An 18,236-nucleotide genomic window follows, 5' to 3' on the forward strand; every position below is an offset into this window, starting at 1 on the left:
GACACAGAAGGAAGCATTTACCGGGCCACCGCGGGTTCCGTGGCCGTGCCGTACACGTCGCGAGCCGCATCTCGCAGCGCGTCGAGCACGACGGCGGCCGCCGGCGACAACAGATGCGACTGGCGCGTGATGATACCGAATGTATCCATCCTGCAAGGCAAATCGATCGGTACGCGCTTCAATACCCCGTACTGTTGGTACTGGCGCGCCACTTCATCGGGCAAAACCGCCAACATCTCGCTTTGCAGCAGCAGGCTCGAAATCGCGAGGAAGTTGTTCGTATTGACGACGTTCTGCGGCGGATTCAGGCCGATCTGCGAAAACATCAGGTCGAAGCGATGGCGCAGCACGCTGCCCGGCGGATGCAGCACCCAGCTCGCGTTGACGATGCCGCGCAGCGTCAATCCCGTTTCATTTTCGAGCGGATGGCCGGGACGCGCGACCACGCACAGCGGTTCGTCGGCGAGCGGTTCGTAGCGCACGTCGGTCTTGAACTGGTTCTGCCTTTCGAGCACGCGGCCGATCATGATGTCGAGATCGCCTTCGGCGAGCCGCGGCAGCATCACGTCGGAGGTCTCGACCTCGGTCCAGATCTGCAACTGCGGATAACGCGCCTTCACGCTCGCGATCGCGCGCGGCACCATCGTCGCGGCCGCCGCGGCGATCACGCCGATACGCACCTGACCCGCGAGCCCCGCGCGCAGCGCCGAGATTTCGTCGTGCGCCTGGCTCAGGTTCGACAGCACCATGCGCGCGTGGCGGATCATCACCTCGCCGTACAGCGTCGCGTGCATACCGTGCGGCGTGCGGTCGAACAGGCTCACGCCGAGCATGTCCTCGAGCTCTTTCAACAGGCGCGACGCGGCCGGCTGCGTCATGCCGAGCACGTCGGCCGCGCGGCGCACGTTGCCCTCCTCCTCCATCGCGGCAAGCAGCAGCAACTGGCGCGTCTTCAGCCGCGCGCGCACGAACCAGTTCGAATAGCTACGCGTCATCGCAGGGTCTCCTGGGTCTTTACGAGCGATTTTTGTACGTTCTTCCTCTGAAGCTCCATGATGCCATACCGAAACTGATATCGGAGAAGCCTAAAAAGGGATTGGAAAGTTATTGGGCCGGCTCATACCATTCGTGGACTTTTGTGAACTTACGGTGCGCCTTTTTTCGCCGATGAACCGCGATCCGCTCGTCCCCCTCGTTGCCAGCCCGTTTCGCCATTACATCAATGGCGGATGGGAGACTGGCGCGACCACGGGCGTGTCGCTCAATCCGTCGGATCTCGACGAGCCGGTCGGCGAATACGTGCGCGCGGACGTGCGGCAGACCGACAGCGCGATCGAGGCTGCGCACGCGGCGTTTCGCGACTGGTCGCTCGCCTCCGCACAGCGCCGCGCCGACGCGCTCGACGCGATCGGCAGCGAAATGCTCGCGCGCCGCGAGGAACTGGCCCGGCTGCTCGCGCGTGAAGTCGGCAAGGTGCTGCCCGAGGCGCTCGCCGAAGCGACGCGCGCAGGGCAACTGTTCAAGCTATTCGCGGCCGAGGCGCTGCGCGCGTTCGTCGAGCCGCACGCGTCGGCGCGTGCCGGCGTCGAAATCGACGTGACGCGCGAGCCGCTCGGGGTGGTCGGCATCATCGCGCCTTGGAGCGCGCCGCTCGCGATCGCCGCGGCGAAGATCGGCGCCGCGCTCGCGCACGGCAACTGCGTCGTCTACAAGCCGGCCGAATCGGCGCCGGCCTGCGCGGCGGCGCTCGCGTCGATCGTCAGTCGCGCGGGCTTGCCGGCCGGCGTGTTCAACCTCGTGATGGGCAGCGGGCGCAAGGTCGGCGCGCGCATCGTCGCGCATCCGCTCGTCGCGGCGATCAGCTTCACCGGTTCGTCCGACACCGGCACGCGCGTGCTGCAGGCCGCCGCGACGCGCCAGGCGCGCGTGCAGCTCGAGATGGGTGGCAAGAATCCGTTCGTCGTGCTGGCCGACGCCGATCTCGACGGCGCGGTCGACGCGGCGCTCAGCGGTGCCTTCAGCGCGACCGGCCAGCGCAGCACGGCTGCCGCGCGGCTAATCGTCGAACGCGCGGTGTTCGCGCCGTTCGTCGACGCGTTGCAGGCAAAGCTCGCGAAACTCACCGTCGATCACGCGTTGAAGCACGGCACCGATATCGGCCCGGTGGCGAACGCCGCGCAGCTCGAACGCAATCTCGACTACGTGCGCGTCGGCGAGCAGGAAGGCGCGCAGTTGCTGCGCGGCGGGCGGCGACTGGAGCGCGCGACGCGCGGCTATTTTTTCGAGCCGGCGCTGTTTATCGGCGAATCGGAGCATCGGATCGCTCGTGAAGAGATTTTCGGGCCGCTCGCGGTCGTGCTGCGCGCGGACGATTACGAACACGCGCTACATCTCGCGAACGACACCGCCTACGGACTGTGCGCCGGCATCTGTACGCGCTCGCTCGAACGCGCGCGGCATTTTCGCCGCCACGTGCAGAGCGGTCTCGTCACGATCAATCTGCCGACCACGACCGTCGAGCATCATGGACCCGGCGGCGGGCGCAAGGCGTCGGCCTATGGCGCGAGCGATGCCGCGTTCTGGACCGCCGTGAAAACGGCGTACCTGGCGAGCTAGAAGCAATGAGCCACGCCACCGTTTTCACCGCGACTTGCGCGAACCGCCCGGCGTGCCGCGCGCAGATCCGCCCCGATTCGCGCGATGGCTGACGCCGCCCGCGTTACCCCGCTGCAACTACACGACATCAATGCAGCTTTTCACCCTCAGGAGACAGTAGATGACCAGCAAGCTTCGCCGTTTGACCCTGACCGCGATGGCCGCCGCCGCCCTCGCCGCCCCGTTCGCCGCACAACTGTCCGCCCACGCGGATGAGCCGCTCAAAGTCGGCTTCCTCGTGAAGATGCCCGAACAGGCGTGGTTCATCAACGAACAGAAAGCCGCGACCGCGCTCGGTAAGAAGGACGGCTTCTCGGTCGTCAACATCGGCACGCCCGACGGCGAAAAGGTGCTGGCCGCGATCGACAACCTCGGCGCGCAAGGCGCGAAAGGCTTCGTGATCTGCGCGCCCGACGTGCGCCTCGGACCGGCGATTCAGGCGCGCGCGAAGCGCTACAACATGAAGTTCGTGACCGTCGACGACCAACTGGTCGATTCGACCGGCAAGCCGCTGGCGAACGTGCCGCACCTCGGCATGTCGGCCTTCAAGATCGGCAACCAGGTGGGCCAGGCGATCACCGACGAAATGAAGCGCCGCGGCTGGAAGCCTGAGGAAGTCGGCGCGCTGCGTATCACGGACTATGAGCTGCCGACCGCGAAGCTGCGCACCGACGGCGCGACGCAGTCGCTGCTCGCCGGCGGCTTCAAGAAGGAAAACGTCTTCGACGCGCCGCAGAAAACCACCGACGACGAAGGCGGCTTCAACGCGGTGTCGCCGGTGCTCGCGCAGCATCCGAACATCAAGAAGTGGGTGATCTTCGCGCTCAACGAGGAAAGCGTGCTTGGCGGCGTGCGCGCGACCGAACAGCTGCATATTCCGGCCGCGGACGTGATCGGCGTCGGCATCAACGGCGCGGGCGAGGCGTTCGCCGAGTTCCAGAAGAAGGAACCGACGGGCTTCTACGGCACGATCGCGGTCAGCTCGACGAACCACGGCAAGGAAAGCACCGAGAACCTTATCGAGTGGATCAAGGACGGCAAGCAGCCGCCCGCCGACACGCAGACCACCGGCAAGCTGATGGTGCGCGGCAACTGGCTGGACGTGCGCAAGGAACTGGGTATTTAAGCGAGGTTCTCGCAGCAGACGGCGGGCCGCCTCGTGCCTCGCGTTTAGCGCGAGCGCGGCCCGCTCAGCTTTCATCCGTTCGAGGTTTTTCGATGACGTCCTTATTCACCGGGTCTCATGCCAGCGAGGCGGTGCGCACGCCCTCGCCTGCATCGACGCCCGCATCCGACGCCCCCTATCTCCGGCTCGACGGCATCACCGTGCGCTTTCCGGGCGTGCTCGCGCTCGACCAGGTCTCGCTGGAAGTGCGCCGCGGCGAGGTGCACGGCCTGATGGGCGAAAACGGCGCCGGCAAATCGACGCTGCTGAAGGTGCTGTCCGGCGTCAATCATCCTGTCTCGGGCACGTTGTCGCTCGACGGCGTCGAGCAGCAGTTCGCGACGACCAAGGCGGCGATCGCCGCGGGCATCGCGATCATCTATCAGGAACTGCATCTGGTGCCGGAGCTGACGGTCGCCGAGAATCTGATGCTCGGCGCCCTGCCGAATCGCTTCGGCGTACTGGACGAAAAGGCTTTGGTCGCGCGTGCGATGCGCGAGCTCGAACGGCTCGGCGAAAAGCTCGATCCGTCGCAGCAGGTCAAGCATCTGTCGATCGGTCAGCGGCAGATGATCGAAATCGGCAAGGCGCTGATGCGCGACGCGCGCGTGATCGCGTTCGACGAACCGACCAGCTCGCTGTCGTCGCGCGAAACCACGCAACTGTTCCGCATCATCCGCGCGCTGAAGGCCGAAGGCCGCGCGATCATCTACGTCACGCACCGGATGGATGAAGTCTACGAACTGTGCGATCGCGTCACGGTGTTTCGCGACGGCCGCCGCATCGACACCTTCGAGGCCGGCGCGGGACTCGATCGCGATCGGCTGATCAGCTGCATGGTGGGGCGCTCGATCACCGATGTGTACGGCTATCGCGCGCGCGAGCACGGCGACGTGCAGCTTCAGGTCGACGGCCTGATGGGACCGGGCCTGCGCGAACCGGCATCGTTTTCGGCGCGCAAGGGCGAGATCGTCGGCTTCTTCGGGCTCGTCGGCGCGGGCCGCTCCGAGCTGATGAAGCTGATCTACGGCGCGGTCAAGCCGAGCGCCGGCGAGGTCGCGCTGAAGGGCAAGCGCGTGCAGTTCGCCACGCCGCGCGACGCGGTGCGCGCCGGTGTCGCGCTGTGTCCCGAGGATCGCAAGCAGGAAGGCATCGTGTCGATCGCGTCGGTGTCGGACAACCTGAACATCAGCTGCCGCCGCCACTTCAGCCGCTTCAGCGTGCTCAACGGCCGCAAGGAAGCGCAGACCACGCGTGAGTTCATCGGCAAGCTCGCGATCAAGACGCGCAACGGCGACACGCCGATCGGCACGCTGTCCGGCGGCAATCAGCAGAAGGTGATCCTGTCGCGCTGGCTCGCCGAAGAGATCGACGTGTTCCTGATGGACGAGCCGACGCGCGGCATCGACGTCGGGGCGCGCAGCGAGATCTATGGGCTGCTGTATGGGCTCGCCGAGGCGGGCCGCACGGTCATCGTCGTGTCGAGCGATCTCGCCGAGGTGATCGGCGTGACCGATCGCGTGATCGTGATGAAGGAAGGCCGCATCGTCGGCGATCTGCCGAAGGCGCAGGCCACGCCGGATGCGCTGATCAAGCTGGCATTGCCGCGCTGATCGCCCAACGGATCGCGCCACCAGACCTCTTACCGAATATCGCAACGAAAACGGCATTGAATGGAACAGACATCATGAATACACCTTCCACCGATTCCTCGACCCCCGCCGTCGCCTCCGTGGGCTTGGCCGCGCGCGCCGCGCGCACCTGGGACCTGATCAACAAATCCGGCATCGTGATGGTGTTCGTCATCCTGTTCGCGGTGCTGTCGTTCACGGTCCCAGACTTTCTGAGCACGCGCAATATCCAGGGCCTGCTGCTGTCGGTCACGCTGATCGGCTCGATCTCCGTCACGATGATGTTCGTGCTCGCGCTCGGCGAGGTGGACCTGTCGGTGGCGTCGATCGTCGCGTTTTCGGGCGTGGTGGCTTCCGTGCTGATCACCGCGACGCACAGCGTGTTAGTCGGCATCACGGCCGGCGTGCTCGCGGGCGGCGCGGTCGGGCTCGTCAACGGCACGCTGGTCGCGCGCTACAAGATCAACTCGCTGATCGTCACGCTCGCGATGATGGAGGTCGTGCGCGGCCTCGCGTACATCACCTCGAACGGCGACGCGGTGATGATCTCCGAGGAGCGCTTCTTCGACCTCGGCGGCGGCTCGTTCCTCGGCATTTCTTATCCGATCTGGAGCAACATCGTCGGCTTCGTTCTGTTCGGCTTCCTGCTGAAAAAGACCGTGTTCGGCAAGAACGTGCTGGCCGTCGGCGGCAATAGCGAAGCGGCTGTGCTCGCGGGGCTGCCCGTCACGCGGATCAAGATCACCGTGTTCGTGCTGCAAGGCCTCGTGACCGGCTTCGCGGGCGTGATGCTCGCGTCGCGCATGAGCCTCGGCGATCCGAAGACGTCGGTCGGGCTCGAGCTCGGCGTGATTTCCGCGTGCGTGCTCGGAGGTGTGTCGCTGACGGGCGGTGTCGCGACGATCTCCGGCGTGCTGGTCGGCGTGCTGATCATGGGCTCGGTACAGGACGCCATGAGCCTGCTGAACGTACCGACGTTCTACCAGTACCTGATTCGCGGCGGCATCCTGCTGCTCGCGGTTCTGTTCGACCAGTTCCGCCGCAGCAAGCGCGTGCACTGACGCGCCGTTGCTCGTGGCCGGTTTCCTGCGCTTTGCGAGAAGGCGTACTGCCGATGCGGGTCGATAAAACCCGCATCGGCTTTTTTATTGCAGGTGAAGCCTGGCAAGTATCAAAAGCAATAAAAAAAACGGCTTGGCATCGGAATGCCCAAGCCGTCTCTTTTAGCTCACGCGTTCACGCCTGCGACTTTTAAAGCCGCAGCGGATACGCATGCGACGGTATTCCGGCTTTTGCCGGAATACCGGTGTTGTACTTATTGCTTGATGAATCGGTCGTTCGCCCAGAGCCCCTCGGTATCGCTATTGGCTGAATTCACGAACTCGACGTCGTGGCCGACCACGCGCACCACGCGAAAACTCGAGTCGGTCGGAGTCGACACGCATTGATATCCGGAGAAGAATTCCTGCATCTGCTGCTGTTCACCGGCTTGCGCGTGGTGATCGGCGGCATCGAGCTTGTCCTTCGATACGCAGCCATACGCATTGGCCTTGAACTGGATCGTTTGCTGCGGCTTGATCACGACGTCTTGCGCCTGAACGCTAGCGGCAGCCAAACCCGCGATGGCGAAAACAACGGCAATTCGAGTTTTCATTCGTTCCTCCGGGGCGGGCCGAAAAAAATCTCGGTTAGCTATGTATTTAACTTTAACGGTGGACCCGCATCTCGCACTCTAGGAGAACCGATGAGAACGACAAGCACATCTTGTGTGCGATCGCAACAGTGGCGAATTGTCGCACCTGCTGTCGAAGCTGATTAAAGCTTGAGCACACGCCTGACCGAATGGCAATGAAATGAATAACTAAAAATCCACACTCGCATATGCCTTAGCTGGTAAAGCTTTGCGCGCGCATTCACGTAAACGTGTAGCGTCAATTAAGCGATTTAATACAATTTAATCAACGGGTTTGTGCATCGCACACAAAGTCATTCCACAGGCAAAAGCTGCGATGCGCAATAACGAGGCAAGTGCAGAAAATAAACAGTGCCAGCCGTATCTCACGGGCCCTGGTGAAACGCTTGCAACGCGCCATTGCCGAAAACGCATGAAAAAAAGCCGCGCGGCGCAAAGCCGCATGGACAGGCGAGGGGGCGCGATCGCAGTGCGATGTACCCTTCGCGTGCGGCCTGAATCCAGGTGGATCTTCGTCGAGCCGGTATGCGGGTACAGGCGGTGCTCTACAATGAAAATGAATCTCCTGCACCCGGAGGCTATCGTGAACGAGCACGTCATACTCGGGATTTTTCTAGTCGTTCCGCTGCTGATCGTCATGTTTCTTTTTTCCGACGAACTGTGGCAGGAGCATCGAGACCTGCACGACGGACGGCCGTTGCGAGCGCGTCGCCGACGCATCGACTGGCGGCATCCGCTACGCCGTTCGCGGGAGCGGCTCTGAGATTGCGAAGCGGGTCCCCAAAGAAAAAAAGCCTGCCACAGGGGCAGGCTGAAAAAAAGAGATCCACACTCAATGCCTTGAACACAAGGCAATAGCAGTCTAGTCGCGACACGCTAATCGGTGGTTTCAACGGCTTTTACAGTTGTTACCGGGCGTGACCGTAATGCGGGGCGCGACGTTGCATCGGCAGGCCTCGCGTCGCGCTTCAGTGGGCGCGCCAGTGCGCGCGAATCCGTTTGGCGAGCGCTTCGAGCGTGTCCGGATCGGCGACCTCGCGCGCATGCAGCTTCAGCGGTTGGCCTTCCCAGCGCGGAATCACGTGGAAATGGACGTGCGGCACTGTCTGTCCCGCCGCCGCGCCGTTGAACTGGCCGATGAACACGCCGTCAGGACGCAGTGCCGCGCGCACCGCGATCGCGAGCTTTTGCGCCATGCGCGTCGACGCGACGAGCGCCGCATCCGACAGATCGAAAATTTCCGCGACCGCTTCCTTCGGCACGACGAGCAGATGGCCGTCGGCCTGCGGCATCAAGTCCATGAAAGCCAGCGCCTGGTCGTTTTCGGCCACCTTGATGCACGGTAGTTCGCCGCGCAAGATTTTGGCGAACGGGTTGCTGTCGTTGTAGCTCATCGCGTTTCCTTTCATTTGGGCTGGGTTCGATTCACGGGTCGAGCGGGATACTTTTTTTGCGTAGCTTCGCACCGCGGGTTTCCTATTCTCTACCCGAACGCTTACGCCACGCGTGCGGCACGCCGGATCGCTTGAGGTGGCTGGCCGAACGCGCGCAAAAACGCGCGCCGCATCCGCTCGGGGTCGATGAAGCCAGTGTCGGCTGCAACGGTTTCGATCGAATGACGGCCGGTTTCGAGCATCGTGCGAGCCGCTTCGACACGCAGCGCCTCGATCGCGCGGGCCGGCGACTGGCGCGTCTCGTCGCGAAACGCGCGGCTGAACTGGCGCGGGCTCAGATGCGCGACGTCGGCGAGCTGCTCGACGGTCAGCGGCTCGCGCAGATGGCTCTTCGCATACGACAGCGCGTTCTGGATCCGATCGGATTTCGGTTCGAGATCGAGCATCGCAGAGTACTGCGATTGCCCGCCGGTGCGCCGGTGATAGACCACGAGCTTCTTCGCGATCGCGCGCGAAACCGCGACGCCGAGGTCGTTCTCGACGAGCGCGAGGCACAGATCGATACACGCGGTCATGCCGGCCGACGTCCACACCGAGCCGTCGACGATGAAGATGCGGTCCTCGTCGACCCGCGCGCGCGGAAAGCGCCGTTGCAAATCGCGCGCATGCGCCCAGTGCGTAGTCGCGTGGCGGCCGTCGAGGATGCCCGCTTCGGCGAGCACGAACGCGCCGGTGCAGATGCTCGCGGTGCGGCGTGAGGCGGCGAGGGCGTCGTTCAGAAACGCGAGGAGCCCCGGCGACGACGGCGCGATCTCCATCGCGCCGGTGACGATCACCGTGTCGTAGGCGGGATCGCCGAACGGGCGCGTCGCGACCTCGACGCCCGCCGAGCTGCGCACCATGCCGCCGTGCTCGGAGATCAACGCGACGTCGTACGCGGGCTCGCCGGTGTCCTGATTGGCGAGTTCGAAAATCGATACCGCGACCATGTCGAGGATCTGAAAGCCCGGAAAGACCACCACGGCGATGCGTTTCATTTGCGATGTCCGGAAACGAGGGAAATGCGACATTTGAGACAAAACAGTACGCGCCTAAACTCAGCTCGTCAACCCCGCCGTATCAGCGCAAATGCCGCCAGGCGGCGAGTTCACGGATGTTCCCATTCACCGGACAGGGCGGCCGCATCATGCGCAGCCCGCAAGGAGAGCTTCAATGGCAACGCAGGCAGACAAGGGCGTACAAGGCAATTCGAACGAAGGCAAGGGTACGGCGGTGGTCACGGGCGCATCGTCGGGTATCGGCGCGGTCTACGCGGACCGGCTCGCGCGACGCGGCTACGACCTGCTGCTGATCGCGCGCGACGGCGCACGCCTCAGCAGCCTCGCCGACCGGCTGACGAAGGAAACCGGCCGCCGCGTGAGCACCGTCAGCGCCGATCTGACCAACAAGGCCGACGTGCGCCGCATCGAGAACCAGTTGCGCGCCGAGCGCGGCATCACGATGCTGATCAACAACGCGGGCGTCGGCGCGACCGCGACGCTGCTCGACTCCGACATCGATGAACTCGAGCAGATGATCGAGCTGAACGTGACCTCGCTCACGCGCCTGACGGCGGCGGTGTTGCCGGGCTTCATCGCGCGCGGCGCCGGTACGGTGATCAATATCTCGTCGATCGTCGCGCTGGCGCCGGAATTGTTGAACGGCACCTATAGCGGCACCAAGGCCTACGTGTTGAACCTCACGCAGTCGCTGCATCACGAGGTGGGCGGCAAGGGCGTGCGGCTGCAAGCGGTGCTGCCGGGCGCGACGAGCACCGCGTTCTGGGATCGCGCGGGTCTCGCGGTCGAGAACCTGCCTTCGCAGATCGTGATGAGCGCCGAGGACATGGTCGACGCGGCGCTTGCCGGTCTCGATCAGGGCGAACTGGTGACGATCCCGTCGTTGCCCGATGCCGCCGACTGGGAGCGTCTGAACAGCGCGCGTTTGCATCTGCAGCCGAATCTGTCGCGCAGCGCGCCGGCCGAGCGCTATACGCGCGCCGTGGCCGCGTAAGCCGAAGGTCGAGGAGGGCGGCGCCAGACTCAGCCGCTCACGGCCACCTGATTCTTGCCGTCGTGTTTCGCGCGATACAGGCCGACGCCGGCGGCCTCGATCAGCGTCGTGACCGGTTCGGCGGCCGACGGCACCACCATCGCCGCGCCGATGCTGATCGTGACGACGCCCTCTGCCGAGCCCGCATGGGTGATCGCGCGGTCTTCGACCGCGATGCGGATTTTCTCCGCGAGCAGGCGCAAGCCACCCGCCGACGTGTCCGGGACGACCACCGCGAACTCCTCGCCGCCGAAGCGCGCGGCGAGATCCAGTGAATGGCCGAGGCACGCTTCGATCGTATGCGCGACGCTCTTCAGCACTTCGTCGCCGGCGACGTGCCCGTAGGTGTCGTTGTAGGCCTTGAAGTGATCGACGTCGATCATCAGGAGGCCGAGGCCGGTCTTGTCGCGGGTGCCACGGTGCCATTCGGCGGCCAGATACTGGTCGAGGTAGCGGCGGTTCGACAGGCCGGTCAGACCGTCCGAATGCGTGAGCCGCTGCAACTCCAGATTCGTCGCCAGCAGTTGCCGCTGAGATTGCCGCAGCGCGCGGTACGCCTCGTCGCGTTGCAGCAGGTGTAGATACGAGCACGAGTGATAGCGGATGCGCGCTATCAGTTCGATGCGGTCGGGCAGCTTCACGAGGTAGTCGCTCGAACCGGCTGCGAACGCCGCGCTTTTGACGAGCGGCTCTTCGTTGGTCGACAGCACGACGATCGGGATGTCGCGAGTGGCGGCATTCAGCCGGTATTGCCGCACCAGCGTCAGACCGTCGGTGCCCGGCATCACGAGATCTTGCAGGATCACCGTCGCGCGCGTTTCCTCGGCGCAGCGCACCGCGTCTTCCCATGACGCGCAGTAGCGAAAGTCGATGCCCGGCTCGTCGGCGAGCGCCTCGCGCACCCCCTCGGCGATGACCGCCTGGTCGCCGACCAGCAGCACCATGATCGGGCACTCGGCCGCCGGCGGGTCGGCGAGGATGCGCGCGAGCGCGTCGTCGCTGGCGAGACTGGGCGCATCCTCCGCGACGAGCGCGTGCGCCTGCGGGCTCACGTCGTCTGCGGGATGCAGCGTTGCGGCGTTCTGGGGCGGTTTAGAGGTGTCCATGTGGCTCGGCCAGGATGAAGTTCAGGGAGGGCACGTCAGCTTGCGGGGAGGCGAGGCGCTCGTTGACCACTGCCCTTGGTCAGATAATAGTCGGCGCCCGCATCAAGGCCAGCGCGGCGATCTTCCCCGCGATGCCTGGATGAAAAGCAGCGCAATGCCTCGCGTGGGTTAACGCGTCCAACGTTATGCACCTGTTACAGAGTTAATCTCCGGTTACCAACTGCAGCATCTATTTCCGCGCGCGCCGGCGACAATTCGTCCATGCCTGAACGGCGGGAGCTCAATATGAAAAAGATCGCAGTGGCGTTGGTAATGGCGGGTAGTTTGACGGTGGCGGGCCAGGCGTCCGCGCACGGACACGGCGGTGATGTGGTGGGTGCGCTGATTGGCGGCGCGGTGCTGGGCGCGGTGGTCACCTCGGCGTTGACGCCGGCGCCGGTGGTCGCGTATCCGCAGCCGGTCTATGCCGAGCCCGCGTACCAGCCCGCGCCGGCTTACGTGGCACCGCCGCCCGGATATTGCTACGACCAGTATCAGCGCGCCTATGTCGCGTGCGGCGCACCGCCGCCCGGACAGTACGGCTATGCGCAACCGCAACCCGAGCCGCAGTGGTGAGCGCGGCCAGGCTCTGATGCGCGGATGATTCAGCCGAACAACGCGCAGACAAAAAGGCCGTCGCCCAATGCGACGGCCTTTTTCCATTTGAGGCACGGCTTAATGCTTGTGATGCAGCCACTCCGCGTAATGCGTGTCGAGCCAGCGCTCGAGCCTGGGCGGCCTGGACGGGTCGCGGTGACGCGACATCATCCAGATGGCAAGGCCGACCACCAGCATGACGGCGGGCCCCATCAGATAAGCGAGCATTGATTCAGGCATCGGAACCTCCGTATCGGCTTGCATCCATCTCTCAGTGTAGGCGAAGGAAGCGGGGAAAGAACGACGATGTCAAACGGTCCAGAGAAGCGAAAAAAGGCGCATTTGCGCCCGGTTTGGAAACCTGTTTTTTGATGATTTTTCCTTTATTTGCCTAGCGTCTGGGCGAGGTCGCCTTAGCCTGTGTACCATCCTGTTACCGGCCTGACGGCAAGCGTCACATGACGCCAAAACCCATGACAATGCCGTCAAGCCGTCCCGTTCGCCGTCTACCGCGCGACTTCCATCTGGCTATCGACAAAGTCCGCCCAACTCTGAAGCATGCGACCCTGCCACGCCGCTTCGTCGGTTGCTTCACGCTTCGCGATGTCGCCCCCCGCAGCTGTTTGCTGTTCCATGTCGCGCAGATGCGACGATGCGGTGCGACGAAAGTCATGCAGCACGAAATGCTCCACGTCGAGCCCCAATGCCTTGACTGCCTGGTTCAGCGTGCTTTTCGCGATCGGCCGATCGTCGCCCCTGACGCTCGGGAACACGAACGTCTCGCTGGTGCGCCCGCGCTGCAGCTCGCGCAGCAGCGCAACCGCCTGACGCGGCAGACGGACGACGCGGTCCTCGCGCGCGTTCAGGCGCGCGGCGGGGATCGTCCACAGCGCGTCGTCGAGATCGAACTCGGCCCATGTCGATTCGACGAGGTCCGCTTTGCGTGCCATCGTCAGCACCAGCAGATGCAGCGCGAGCTTCAGCGGACGGCGGATATTGGATGTGTCGATCGTGCGCAGCATGACACCGATCTCGGCGCCGGACAGCACGCGGGTGCGGCTGTCGAAGGTCGCGATCGAGCGCGCCGGTACGACTTCCGCGGGATTGCTGGTCGCGAGCTGGCGCGCGATCAGATATGCGTACAGGCGCTTCACGACGTTGCGCGTGTGCAGCGCCATTTTCGGCGAGCCGCGGCTTTTGATGCGCTCGCAGATCGCGACGACGTCGTCAGCGGTGACCGCGCCGATCGGCTTGTTGCCGATCGCGGGCAGCACGTCCTTGTCGAGCGCGCGCCGCGTGGTGCGGCGATATTCATCCGACTTGCCGGCCAGCGTCGTCGCGAGATAAAGCTCGGCCGCTTCGCGCAGCACGTCGGCCTTGCTCTCGGCACCGCGATCGCGCCGCGCGGTGGCGACCGGCGAGATGCCCTGCGCGACGAGCGCCGCGTACTTCTGCGCCTTCGCGCGCGCGACGCGCAGCGAAATCATCCGGTAATCGCCGATGGTCGCGAGCGGCTGACGCTTGCCGTTCAACGTATAGCGGAAGCGCCAGACCTTGGTGCCGGTCGTCATGACCTCGATCACGAGGCCGTTGCCGTCGGCGACGCAGTAGCGGGTCGCGCGCGGTTCGAGCGCGCGGATCTCGGATTCGGTGAGCGGGGTGGCGAGGCGGGGCATGCTTTGGGGGCGCTGTACGTTTAGGCTCGGACAGCTGGATTCTAAATCCTTTGCCCGGTTGTGTACCAAAAATCCGGTGGGTTTTTGGTCGACGGAGTGCGATTTTCGCGTGTGCGGCAGCGGCACCGATTCGGCCGCGAGAGCCTATATGACGGCCGCATTGCGGCGACGCACAAGTTCGGCGTTACTTGCCGATACAGAATCGGCTGAAAATCACGCCGAGCAGATCGTCCGAACTGAACTCACCGGTGATCGAGTTCAGTTGATCCTGCGCGAGCCGCAATTCCTCGGCGAACAGATCGAGCGCCTGCGCGTTCTGCTCCGCATGCACGGCGGCGGTCGCCAGATGCTCGTCGGCCGCGCGCAACGCGATCAGGTGCCGCTCGCGCGCGAGATAGACGCTCTCCGCGCCCGCCTGCCAGCCGGCAATCCGCAGCAGTTCGTCGCGCAGCAGCGCGACGCCGTCACCCTTCTTCGCCGACAGCCGCACCTCGCTAAGTTCGAGGTCGGCGTCGAGCGCCTGCGTCGCGGGCGCGAGCCCTGTCAGGTCGGTCTTGTTCAGCACGCGGACGACGGGCACGCCGCGCGGAAAGCGTCCGGCGATCGTTTCGTCGCCGGCCGTCATTCCGGCGCGCGCGTCGAGCAGATGCAGCACCACGTCCGCGCGCTCGATCTCGCCCCACGTGCGCTCGATGCCGATCTTCTCGACCTCGTCCTCGGTCTCGCGCAGGCCGGCCGTGTCGATCACGTGCAGCGGGATGCCTTCGATCTGGATCGTCTGCGCGACCTTGTCGCGCGTCGTGCCGGCGATCGGCGTGACGATCGCGAGTTCGGCGCCGGCGAGCGCATTCAGCAACGACGACTTGCCGACGTTCGGCTGCCCCGCCAGCACGACCGACAAACCTTCGCGCAGCAACGCGCCCTGGCGCGCCTCGCTCAGCACGTGCGCGAGACGCTCGCGTATGCGCACGAGCTTGCCGCGCGCGTCGGCGGCTTCGAGGAAGTCGATTTCCTCTTCCGGGAAGTCGAGCGTCGCTTCGACCAGCATCCGCAGCGTGATCACCTCTTCGACCAGCGCGTGGATGTCGCGCGAGAACGCGCCGTCGAGCGATCGGCCGGCCGAACGCGCGGCGGCCTCGGTGCTTGCCTCGATCAGATCGGCGACGGCCTCGGCCTGCGCGAGGTCGAGCTTGTCGTTCAGAAACGCGCGACGCGTGAATTCGCCGGGCTCGGCGAGCCGTAGACCGAACGCGCGGCCGGCGTCGATGCAGCGCTGCAGGACCAATTGCAGCACGACCGGGCCGCCATGGCCTTGCAGTTCAAGCACGTGCTCGCCGGTGTACGAGTGCGGCGCCGGAAAGTACAGCGCGATGCCGCGATCGAGCGGATTGCCGCTCGCGTCGAGAAACGGCACGTAGCTCGCGTGACGCGCCGCGAGCGTCTGGCCGGTGAGGGCCTGCATCAACGGCTGGGCCGCCGCCGCGCCAGCGCGGCCGAACGAAATCCGCACGACGCCGATGCCTCCCCGGCCGGGCGCGGTAGCAATGGCAACGATGGGATCGGAGTCGGTCGTGAGCATGTGAAGTCGGGTGAAACGGGAGGGGAGGAGCAGGGCCGCGTCGGTCGAACCGGCGCGAGGCATTGTAACGCGCGCGCTTCGCACGGAAGCGCTGGCGACAAGGACGCGAAGCGGATGACGTGCCCGTTCGCCTCTATTGTTTGAACAACTCAGATTTATCTCAATTAAGCTAGGATTGTTACCGCGCTACTTAGGAATTGTTGAGACTCGGCAGGAACTGCGGTTCAGGCAAAGCCAAGCCTGGCAATCGAGAGATCAAAAAATCAAATTCGCGCAACGCGTTACGGGGCGCGCGCTACAAGCTAAAACTATCTCAAATAAGAGAAAACAAAGCTTGATCGGTTGTCAACTGGCTGAACTCCGAATTGCACAATCTGGCCCATGCCGACCGACAAAGAAAAAGCCGCCTTCGCCAAGAGGCTGAAGGATCTGCTCGAGCCGCTGAAAATCCGCGGCGGGACCAAACTCGCCGAGCAATTCAATCTTCGCTATTACGGCGAGCGGCCCGTGACGCCCCAGACCGCACACAAATGGCTGACGGGCACGACGATCCCGAAGCCGGACAAGTTGCGCACGCTCGCCGAATGGTTGAACGTCAAGGAGCACTGGCTCCATTACGGACCACCGCCCGGCGCCAGCGCACGACCGATGGCACGTGGCGAAAAATATCCGCCGACACCCGAAACGATCGAACTCGCTTCGAAGATCGCATCGTTGACCCCGAAGGACCGGAATCTGGTCGAGGAAATGATCGTGCGTTTTTACGGCGAAGATTCCGACGAAGAGTGAACGACGAAACTCAAGCGCAGCCGCCCGCCGCATTTCCTTCAGCCGCACCATAAAAAAAGCCGCCCGGTTCGCACCGGGCGGCTTTTCGTTTTGAGCTTGCGTCACGGCGGCCCTGCGGGCCGCCACCGGACGGAACATCAGGCCGGCTTCACCTTCGAGCTGCCCATCATCCGCGTGATGTAGTACTGCTGCGCGATCGACAGCACGTTGTTCACGACGTAGTACAACACGAGACCTGCGGGGAAGAAGAAGAACATCACCGAGAACGCGATCGGCATGAACATCATCATCTTCGCCTGGACTGGGTCCGGCGGCGTCGGGTTCAAGCGGGTCTGCAGGAACATCGACACGGCCATCAGGATCGGCAGGATGAAGTACGGGTCCTGCTGTGACAGATCATGGATCCATAGAATCCACGGCGCGCCGCGCATTTCCACCGACGACAGCAACACCCAGTACAACGAGATGAACACCGGGATCTGGATCACGACCGGCAGACAGCCGCCGAACGGATTGACCTTCTCGGTCTTGTACAGCTCCATCAGCGCCGCGTTCATCTTCTGCGGATCGCCCTTGAAACGCTCGCGCAGCGCCTGCATGCGCGGCGTGATCGCCTTCATGCGCGCCATTGACTTGTAGCTCGCGGCCGACAGCGGGAAGAACACCGCCTTGATCAGCACCGTGAGCAGCACGATCGACCAGCCCCAGTTGCCGACATAGCCGTGGATCTTCGACAGCAGCCAGAACAGCGGCTTCGCGATGATCGTGACCCAGCCGTAGTCCTTCACCAGATCGAGACCCGGCGCGATACCTGCGAGCATCTTTTCTTCTTCCGGACCGGCGAACAGACGCGCGGACACGCTGACGGTCTGGCCCGGCTGGATGGTCGGCATCGCCTCCTTCATGCCGACGCGATACAGCGACGGATCGATCTTCTCGGCGTAGAACTCGCGCTTCACGCCTTCCTGCGGAATCCAGGCCGACGCGAAGTAGTGCTGGACCATCGCGACCCAGCCGTCGTTGGCCGACGTCGCGAAGTTCTGCTTGTTCTTGTCGAGATCGCTGAACGTCATCTTCTGGAAGTGATGCTCGTTCGTGTAGACAGCCGGTCCGATGAACGTGTGCGAGAAGCGCGGCGTTTCGACCGGCTGGTCGTCGCGCACGAGTTCCATATAGAGTTGCGGCGTCACCGGTGTGGTGCCGACGTTCTGGACCTTCGTCTCGACGCCGATCACGTAGCTGCCGCGCGTGAACGTATACGTCTTGATGACCCGGAGGCCGCCCTTTTCCGGCGACTCGAAGCTCATCTGGAACGAGTTCTGGCCGTCGGCCAGATGGGTCGGCTGATTCGGCATCAGCGTAAAGATGTCGTTGTGATTCGGGAAGTCACCGCCGAGCAGGCCAGTGCGCGCCAGATACGTGTGATTGTTCGTTTTGTCGAACAGCGTGATCACGAGATCCGGCTGCTTGCCGTCGCCCTGCTTGACGAGCGACAGGCGCGACAATGTGCCACCGCGGGTGTCGATTTCGCCGCTATAGACGTCGGTGCCGAACTTCACGAGCTGCGATTGCTCGGCCGCTGGCGCGTTGCCCGGCGCGGCCGCGTTGGTTGTCGGCAGATCGGCCGGCTGGGTGCCCGGTGTCGTGGTGCCCGGCGTGGCGCTGCCGGCGGTCTGGGTCGGCGTCGTGCTCGGGAAGAACATCGACGGGCGTCCGTGGTCGCGTTGCCAGTTGTCGAACAGCATGACAGCTGACATGAAAAAGATGACCCATAGGACGGTGCGTTTGATATCCATGCGTTGTCTCAGTGTCGATGGAACG

Annotated in this window: 18 protein-coding genes; 9 read left to right on the forward strand and 9 right to left on the reverse strand. The window is 64.2% G+C overall.

Features of this window, described 5'->3' with window-relative positions; all coding sequences use genetic code 11:
- Nucleotides 1-17 precede the first annotated feature (17 nt).
- Nucleotides 18-995 (reverse strand): LysR family transcriptional regulator, encoded by a 978-nt coding sequence (locus tag OKW40_RS16505; RefSeq protein WP_184060969.1) that lies wholly within the window; start codon nucleotides 993-995, stop codon nucleotides 18-20.
- Nucleotides 996-1,167: 172 nt separating this feature from the next.
- Between OKW40_RS16505 and OKW40_RS16510 the strand changes: the two genes are divergently transcribed.
- The 5 genes from OKW40_RS16510 to OKW40_RS16530 all read left to right on the forward strand — a co-directional run bounded on the left by OKW40_RS16510 (nucleotide 1,168) and on the right by OKW40_RS16530 (nucleotide 6,706).
- Complete coding sequence (locus OKW40_RS16510) at nucleotides 1,168-2,616, forward strand: aldehyde dehydrogenase family protein (protein WP_429491987.1); 1,449 nt, start codon at nucleotides 1,168-1,170, stop codon at nucleotides 2,614-2,616.
- Between the two features lie 160 nt (nucleotides 2,617-2,776).
- Complete coding sequence (locus OKW40_RS16515) at nucleotides 2,777-3,781, forward strand: arabinose ABC transporter substrate-binding protein (protein ID WP_429490534.1); 1,005 nt, start codon at nucleotides 2,777-2,779, stop codon at nucleotides 3,779-3,781.
- A 92-nt stretch (nucleotides 3,782-3,873) separates the two neighbouring features.
- Complete coding sequence (araG, locus tag OKW40_RS16520) at nucleotides 3,874-5,433, forward strand: L-arabinose ABC transporter ATP-binding protein AraG (protein WP_184060967.1); 1,560 nt, start codon at nucleotides 3,874-3,876, stop codon at nucleotides 5,431-5,433.
- A 74-nt stretch (nucleotides 5,434-5,507) separates the two neighbouring features.
- Nucleotides 5,508-6,512 (forward strand): L-arabinose ABC transporter permease AraH, encoded by a 1,005-nt coding sequence (gene araH, locus OKW40_RS16525; RefSeq protein ID WP_184060966.1) that lies wholly within the window; start codon nucleotides 5,508-5,510, stop codon nucleotides 6,510-6,512.
- A 53-nt stretch (nucleotides 6,513-6,565) separates the two neighbouring features.
- Complete coding sequence (locus tag OKW40_RS16530) at nucleotides 6,566-6,706, forward strand: hypothetical protein (RefSeq protein WP_429490536.1); 141 nt, start codon at nucleotides 6,566-6,568, stop codon at nucleotides 6,704-6,706.
- 60 nt (nucleotides 6,707-6,766) lie between these two features.
- Here the strand turns inward: OKW40_RS16530 and sap1 are convergent, their stop codons facing one another.
- Nucleotides 6,767-7,105, reverse strand: a complete 339-nt coding sequence (sap1, locus tag OKW40_RS16535; protein ID WP_018418921.1) for a surface attachment protein Sap1 — start codon at nucleotides 7,103-7,105, stop codon at nucleotides 6,767-6,769.
- A 622-nt stretch (nucleotides 7,106-7,727) separates the two neighbouring features.
- On the opposite strand from sap1, the gene OKW40_RS16540 reads away from it, so the two are divergent.
- Nucleotides 7,728-7,907: a hypothetical protein gene (locus OKW40_RS16540; RefSeq protein WP_090805511.1), complete on the forward strand. Its 180-nt coding sequence runs from the start codon at nucleotides 7,728-7,730 to the stop codon at nucleotides 7,905-7,907.
- Between the two features lie 205 nt (nucleotides 7,908-8,112).
- Here the strand turns inward: OKW40_RS16540 and OKW40_RS16545 are convergent, their stop codons facing one another.
- Nucleotides 8,113-8,538 carry an HIT family protein gene (locus OKW40_RS16545; RefSeq protein WP_090805510.1) on the reverse strand — a complete coding sequence of 142 codons (426 nt, stop codon included), beginning with the start codon at nucleotides 8,536-8,538 and terminating at the stop codon, nucleotides 8,113-8,115.
- A gap of 101 nt (nucleotides 8,539-8,639) precedes the next feature.
- Nucleotides 8,640-9,575 (reverse strand): GlxA family transcriptional regulator, encoded by a 936-nt coding sequence (locus tag OKW40_RS16550; protein WP_429490538.1) that lies wholly within the window; start codon nucleotides 9,573-9,575, stop codon nucleotides 8,640-8,642.
- Between the two features lie 175 nt (nucleotides 9,576-9,750).
- On the opposite strand from OKW40_RS16550, the gene OKW40_RS16555 reads away from it, so the two are divergent.
- A complete protein-coding gene (locus OKW40_RS16555) occupies nucleotides 9,751-10,590 on the forward strand; it encodes an SDR family NAD(P)-dependent oxidoreductase (protein WP_184069921.1) in 840 nt (279 codons plus the stop codon).
- Nucleotides 10,591-10,619: 29 nt separating this feature from the next.
- Here the strand turns inward: OKW40_RS16555 and OKW40_RS16560 are convergent, their stop codons facing one another.
- Nucleotides 10,620-11,735: a diguanylate cyclase gene (locus tag OKW40_RS16560; RefSeq protein ID WP_429490540.1), complete on the reverse strand. Its 1,116-nt coding sequence runs from the start codon at nucleotides 11,733-11,735 to the stop codon at nucleotides 10,620-10,622.
- Between the two features lie 285 nt (nucleotides 11,736-12,020).
- On the opposite strand from OKW40_RS16560, the gene OKW40_RS16565 reads away from it, so the two are divergent.
- Nucleotides 12,021-12,350 carry an ecotin precursor gene (locus OKW40_RS16565; RefSeq protein WP_090802296.1) on the forward strand — a complete coding sequence of 110 codons (330 nt, stop codon included), beginning with the start codon at nucleotides 12,021-12,023 and terminating at the stop codon, nucleotides 12,348-12,350.
- Between the two features lie 99 nt (nucleotides 12,351-12,449).
- Here OKW40_RS16565 and OKW40_RS16570 read toward each other — a convergent pair whose 3' ends face one another.
- The 3 genes from OKW40_RS16570 to mnmE form a co-directional block, all read right to left on the reverse strand.
- Complete coding sequence (locus tag OKW40_RS16570) at nucleotides 12,450-12,611, reverse strand: hypothetical protein (RefSeq protein WP_184036753.1); 162 nt, start codon at nucleotides 12,609-12,611, stop codon at nucleotides 12,450-12,452.
- Between the two features lie 266 nt (nucleotides 12,612-12,877).
- Entirely contained in the window at nucleotides 12,878-14,047 is a 1,170-nt protein-coding gene (locus OKW40_RS16575; RefSeq protein ID WP_429490542.1) for a tyrosine-type recombinase/integrase, read from the reverse strand.
- Nucleotides 14,048-14,231: 184 nt separating this feature from the next.
- Entirely contained in the window at nucleotides 14,232-15,626 is a 1,395-nt protein-coding gene (mnmE, locus tag OKW40_RS16580) for a tRNA uridine-5-carboxymethylaminomethyl(34) synthesis GTPase MnmE (protein WP_090802291.1), read from the reverse strand.
- 381 nt (nucleotides 15,627-16,007) lie between these two features.
- Between mnmE and OKW40_RS16585 the strand changes: the two genes are divergently transcribed.
- On the forward strand, nucleotides 16,008-16,415 hold the full coding sequence (locus OKW40_RS16585; protein WP_018418931.1) for a helix-turn-helix domain-containing protein: 408 nt from the start codon (nucleotides 16,008-16,010) through the stop codon (nucleotides 16,413-16,415).
- A 137-nt stretch (nucleotides 16,416-16,552) separates the two neighbouring features.
- On the opposite strand, the gene yidC is transcribed toward OKW40_RS16585, so the two are convergent.
- Nucleotides 16,553-18,211, reverse strand: coding sequence for a membrane protein insertase YidC (gene yidC, locus OKW40_RS16590; RefSeq protein ID WP_184060959.1), 1,659 nt, complete (start codon nucleotides 18,209-18,211; stop codon nucleotides 16,553-16,555).
- Between the last annotated feature and the right edge of the window lie 25 nt (nucleotides 18,212-18,236).

This window comes from Paraburkholderia sp. RAU6.4a (assembly GCF_050435625.1).
In the GTDB taxonomy this organism is placed as follows: domain Bacteria; phylum Pseudomonadota; class Gammaproteobacteria; order Burkholderiales; family Burkholderiaceae; genus Paraburkholderia; species Paraburkholderia tuberum.

Bases quoted from the DNA above. Each gene is read 5' to 3' on its own strand.
- OKW40_RS16505 (WP_184060969.1), bottom strand. From the start codon at position 995: ATGACGCGTAGCTATTCGAACTGGTTCGTGCGCGCGCGGCTGAAGACG.
- OKW40_RS16510 (WP_429491987.1), top strand. From the start codon at position 1,168: ATGAACCGCGATCCGCTCGTCCCCCTCGTTGCCAGCCCGTTTCGCCAT.
- OKW40_RS16515 (WP_429490534.1), top strand. From the start codon at position 2,777: ATGACCAGCAAGCTTCGCCGTTTGACCCTGACCGCGATGGCCGCCGCC.
- araG (WP_184060967.1), top strand. From the start codon at position 3,874: ATGACGTCCTTATTCACCGGGTCTCATGCCAGCGAGGCGGTGCGCACG.
- araH (WP_184060966.1), top strand. From the start codon at position 5,508: ATGAATACACCTTCCACCGATTCCTCGACCCCCGCCGTCGCCTCCGTG.
- OKW40_RS16530 (WP_429490536.1), top strand. From the start codon at position 6,566: ATGCGGGTCGATAAAACCCGCATCGGCTTTTTTATTGCAGGTGAAGCC.
- sap1 (WP_018418921.1), bottom strand. From the start codon at position 7,105: ATGAAAACTCGAATTGCCGTTGTTTTCGCCATCGCGGGTTTGGCTGCC.
- OKW40_RS16545 (WP_090805510.1), bottom strand. From the start codon at position 8,538: ATGAGCTACAACGACAGCAACCCGTTCGCCAAAATCTTGCGCGGCGAA.
- OKW40_RS16550 (WP_429490538.1), bottom strand. From the start codon at position 9,575: ATGAAACGCATCGCCGTGGTGGTCTTTCCGGGCTTTCAGATCCTCGAC.
- OKW40_RS16555 (WP_184069921.1), top strand. From the start codon at position 9,751: ATGGCAACGCAGGCAGACAAGGGCGTACAAGGCAATTCGAACGAAGGC.
- OKW40_RS16560 (WP_429490540.1), bottom strand. From the start codon at position 11,735: ATGGACACCTCTAAACCGCCCCAGAACGCCGCAACGCTGCATCCCGCA.
- OKW40_RS16565 (WP_090802296.1), top strand. From the start codon at position 12,021: ATGAAAAAGATCGCAGTGGCGTTGGTAATGGCGGGTAGTTTGACGGTG.
- OKW40_RS16570 (WP_184036753.1), bottom strand. From the start codon at position 12,611: ATGCCTGAATCAATGCTCGCTTATCTGATGGGGCCCGCCGTCATGCTG.
- OKW40_RS16575 (WP_429490542.1), bottom strand. From the start codon at position 14,047: ATGCCCCGCCTCGCCACCCCGCTCACCGAATCCGAGATCCGCGCGCTC.
- mnmE (WP_090802291.1), bottom strand. From the start codon at position 15,626: ATGCTCACGACCGACTCCGATCCCATCGTTGCCATTGCTACCGCGCCC.
- OKW40_RS16585 (WP_018418931.1), top strand. From the start codon at position 16,008: ATGCCGACCGACAAAGAAAAAGCCGCCTTCGCCAAGAGGCTGAAGGAT.
- yidC (WP_184060959.1), bottom strand. From the start codon at position 18,211: ATGGATATCAAACGCACCGTCCTATGGGTCATCTTTTTCATGTCAGCT.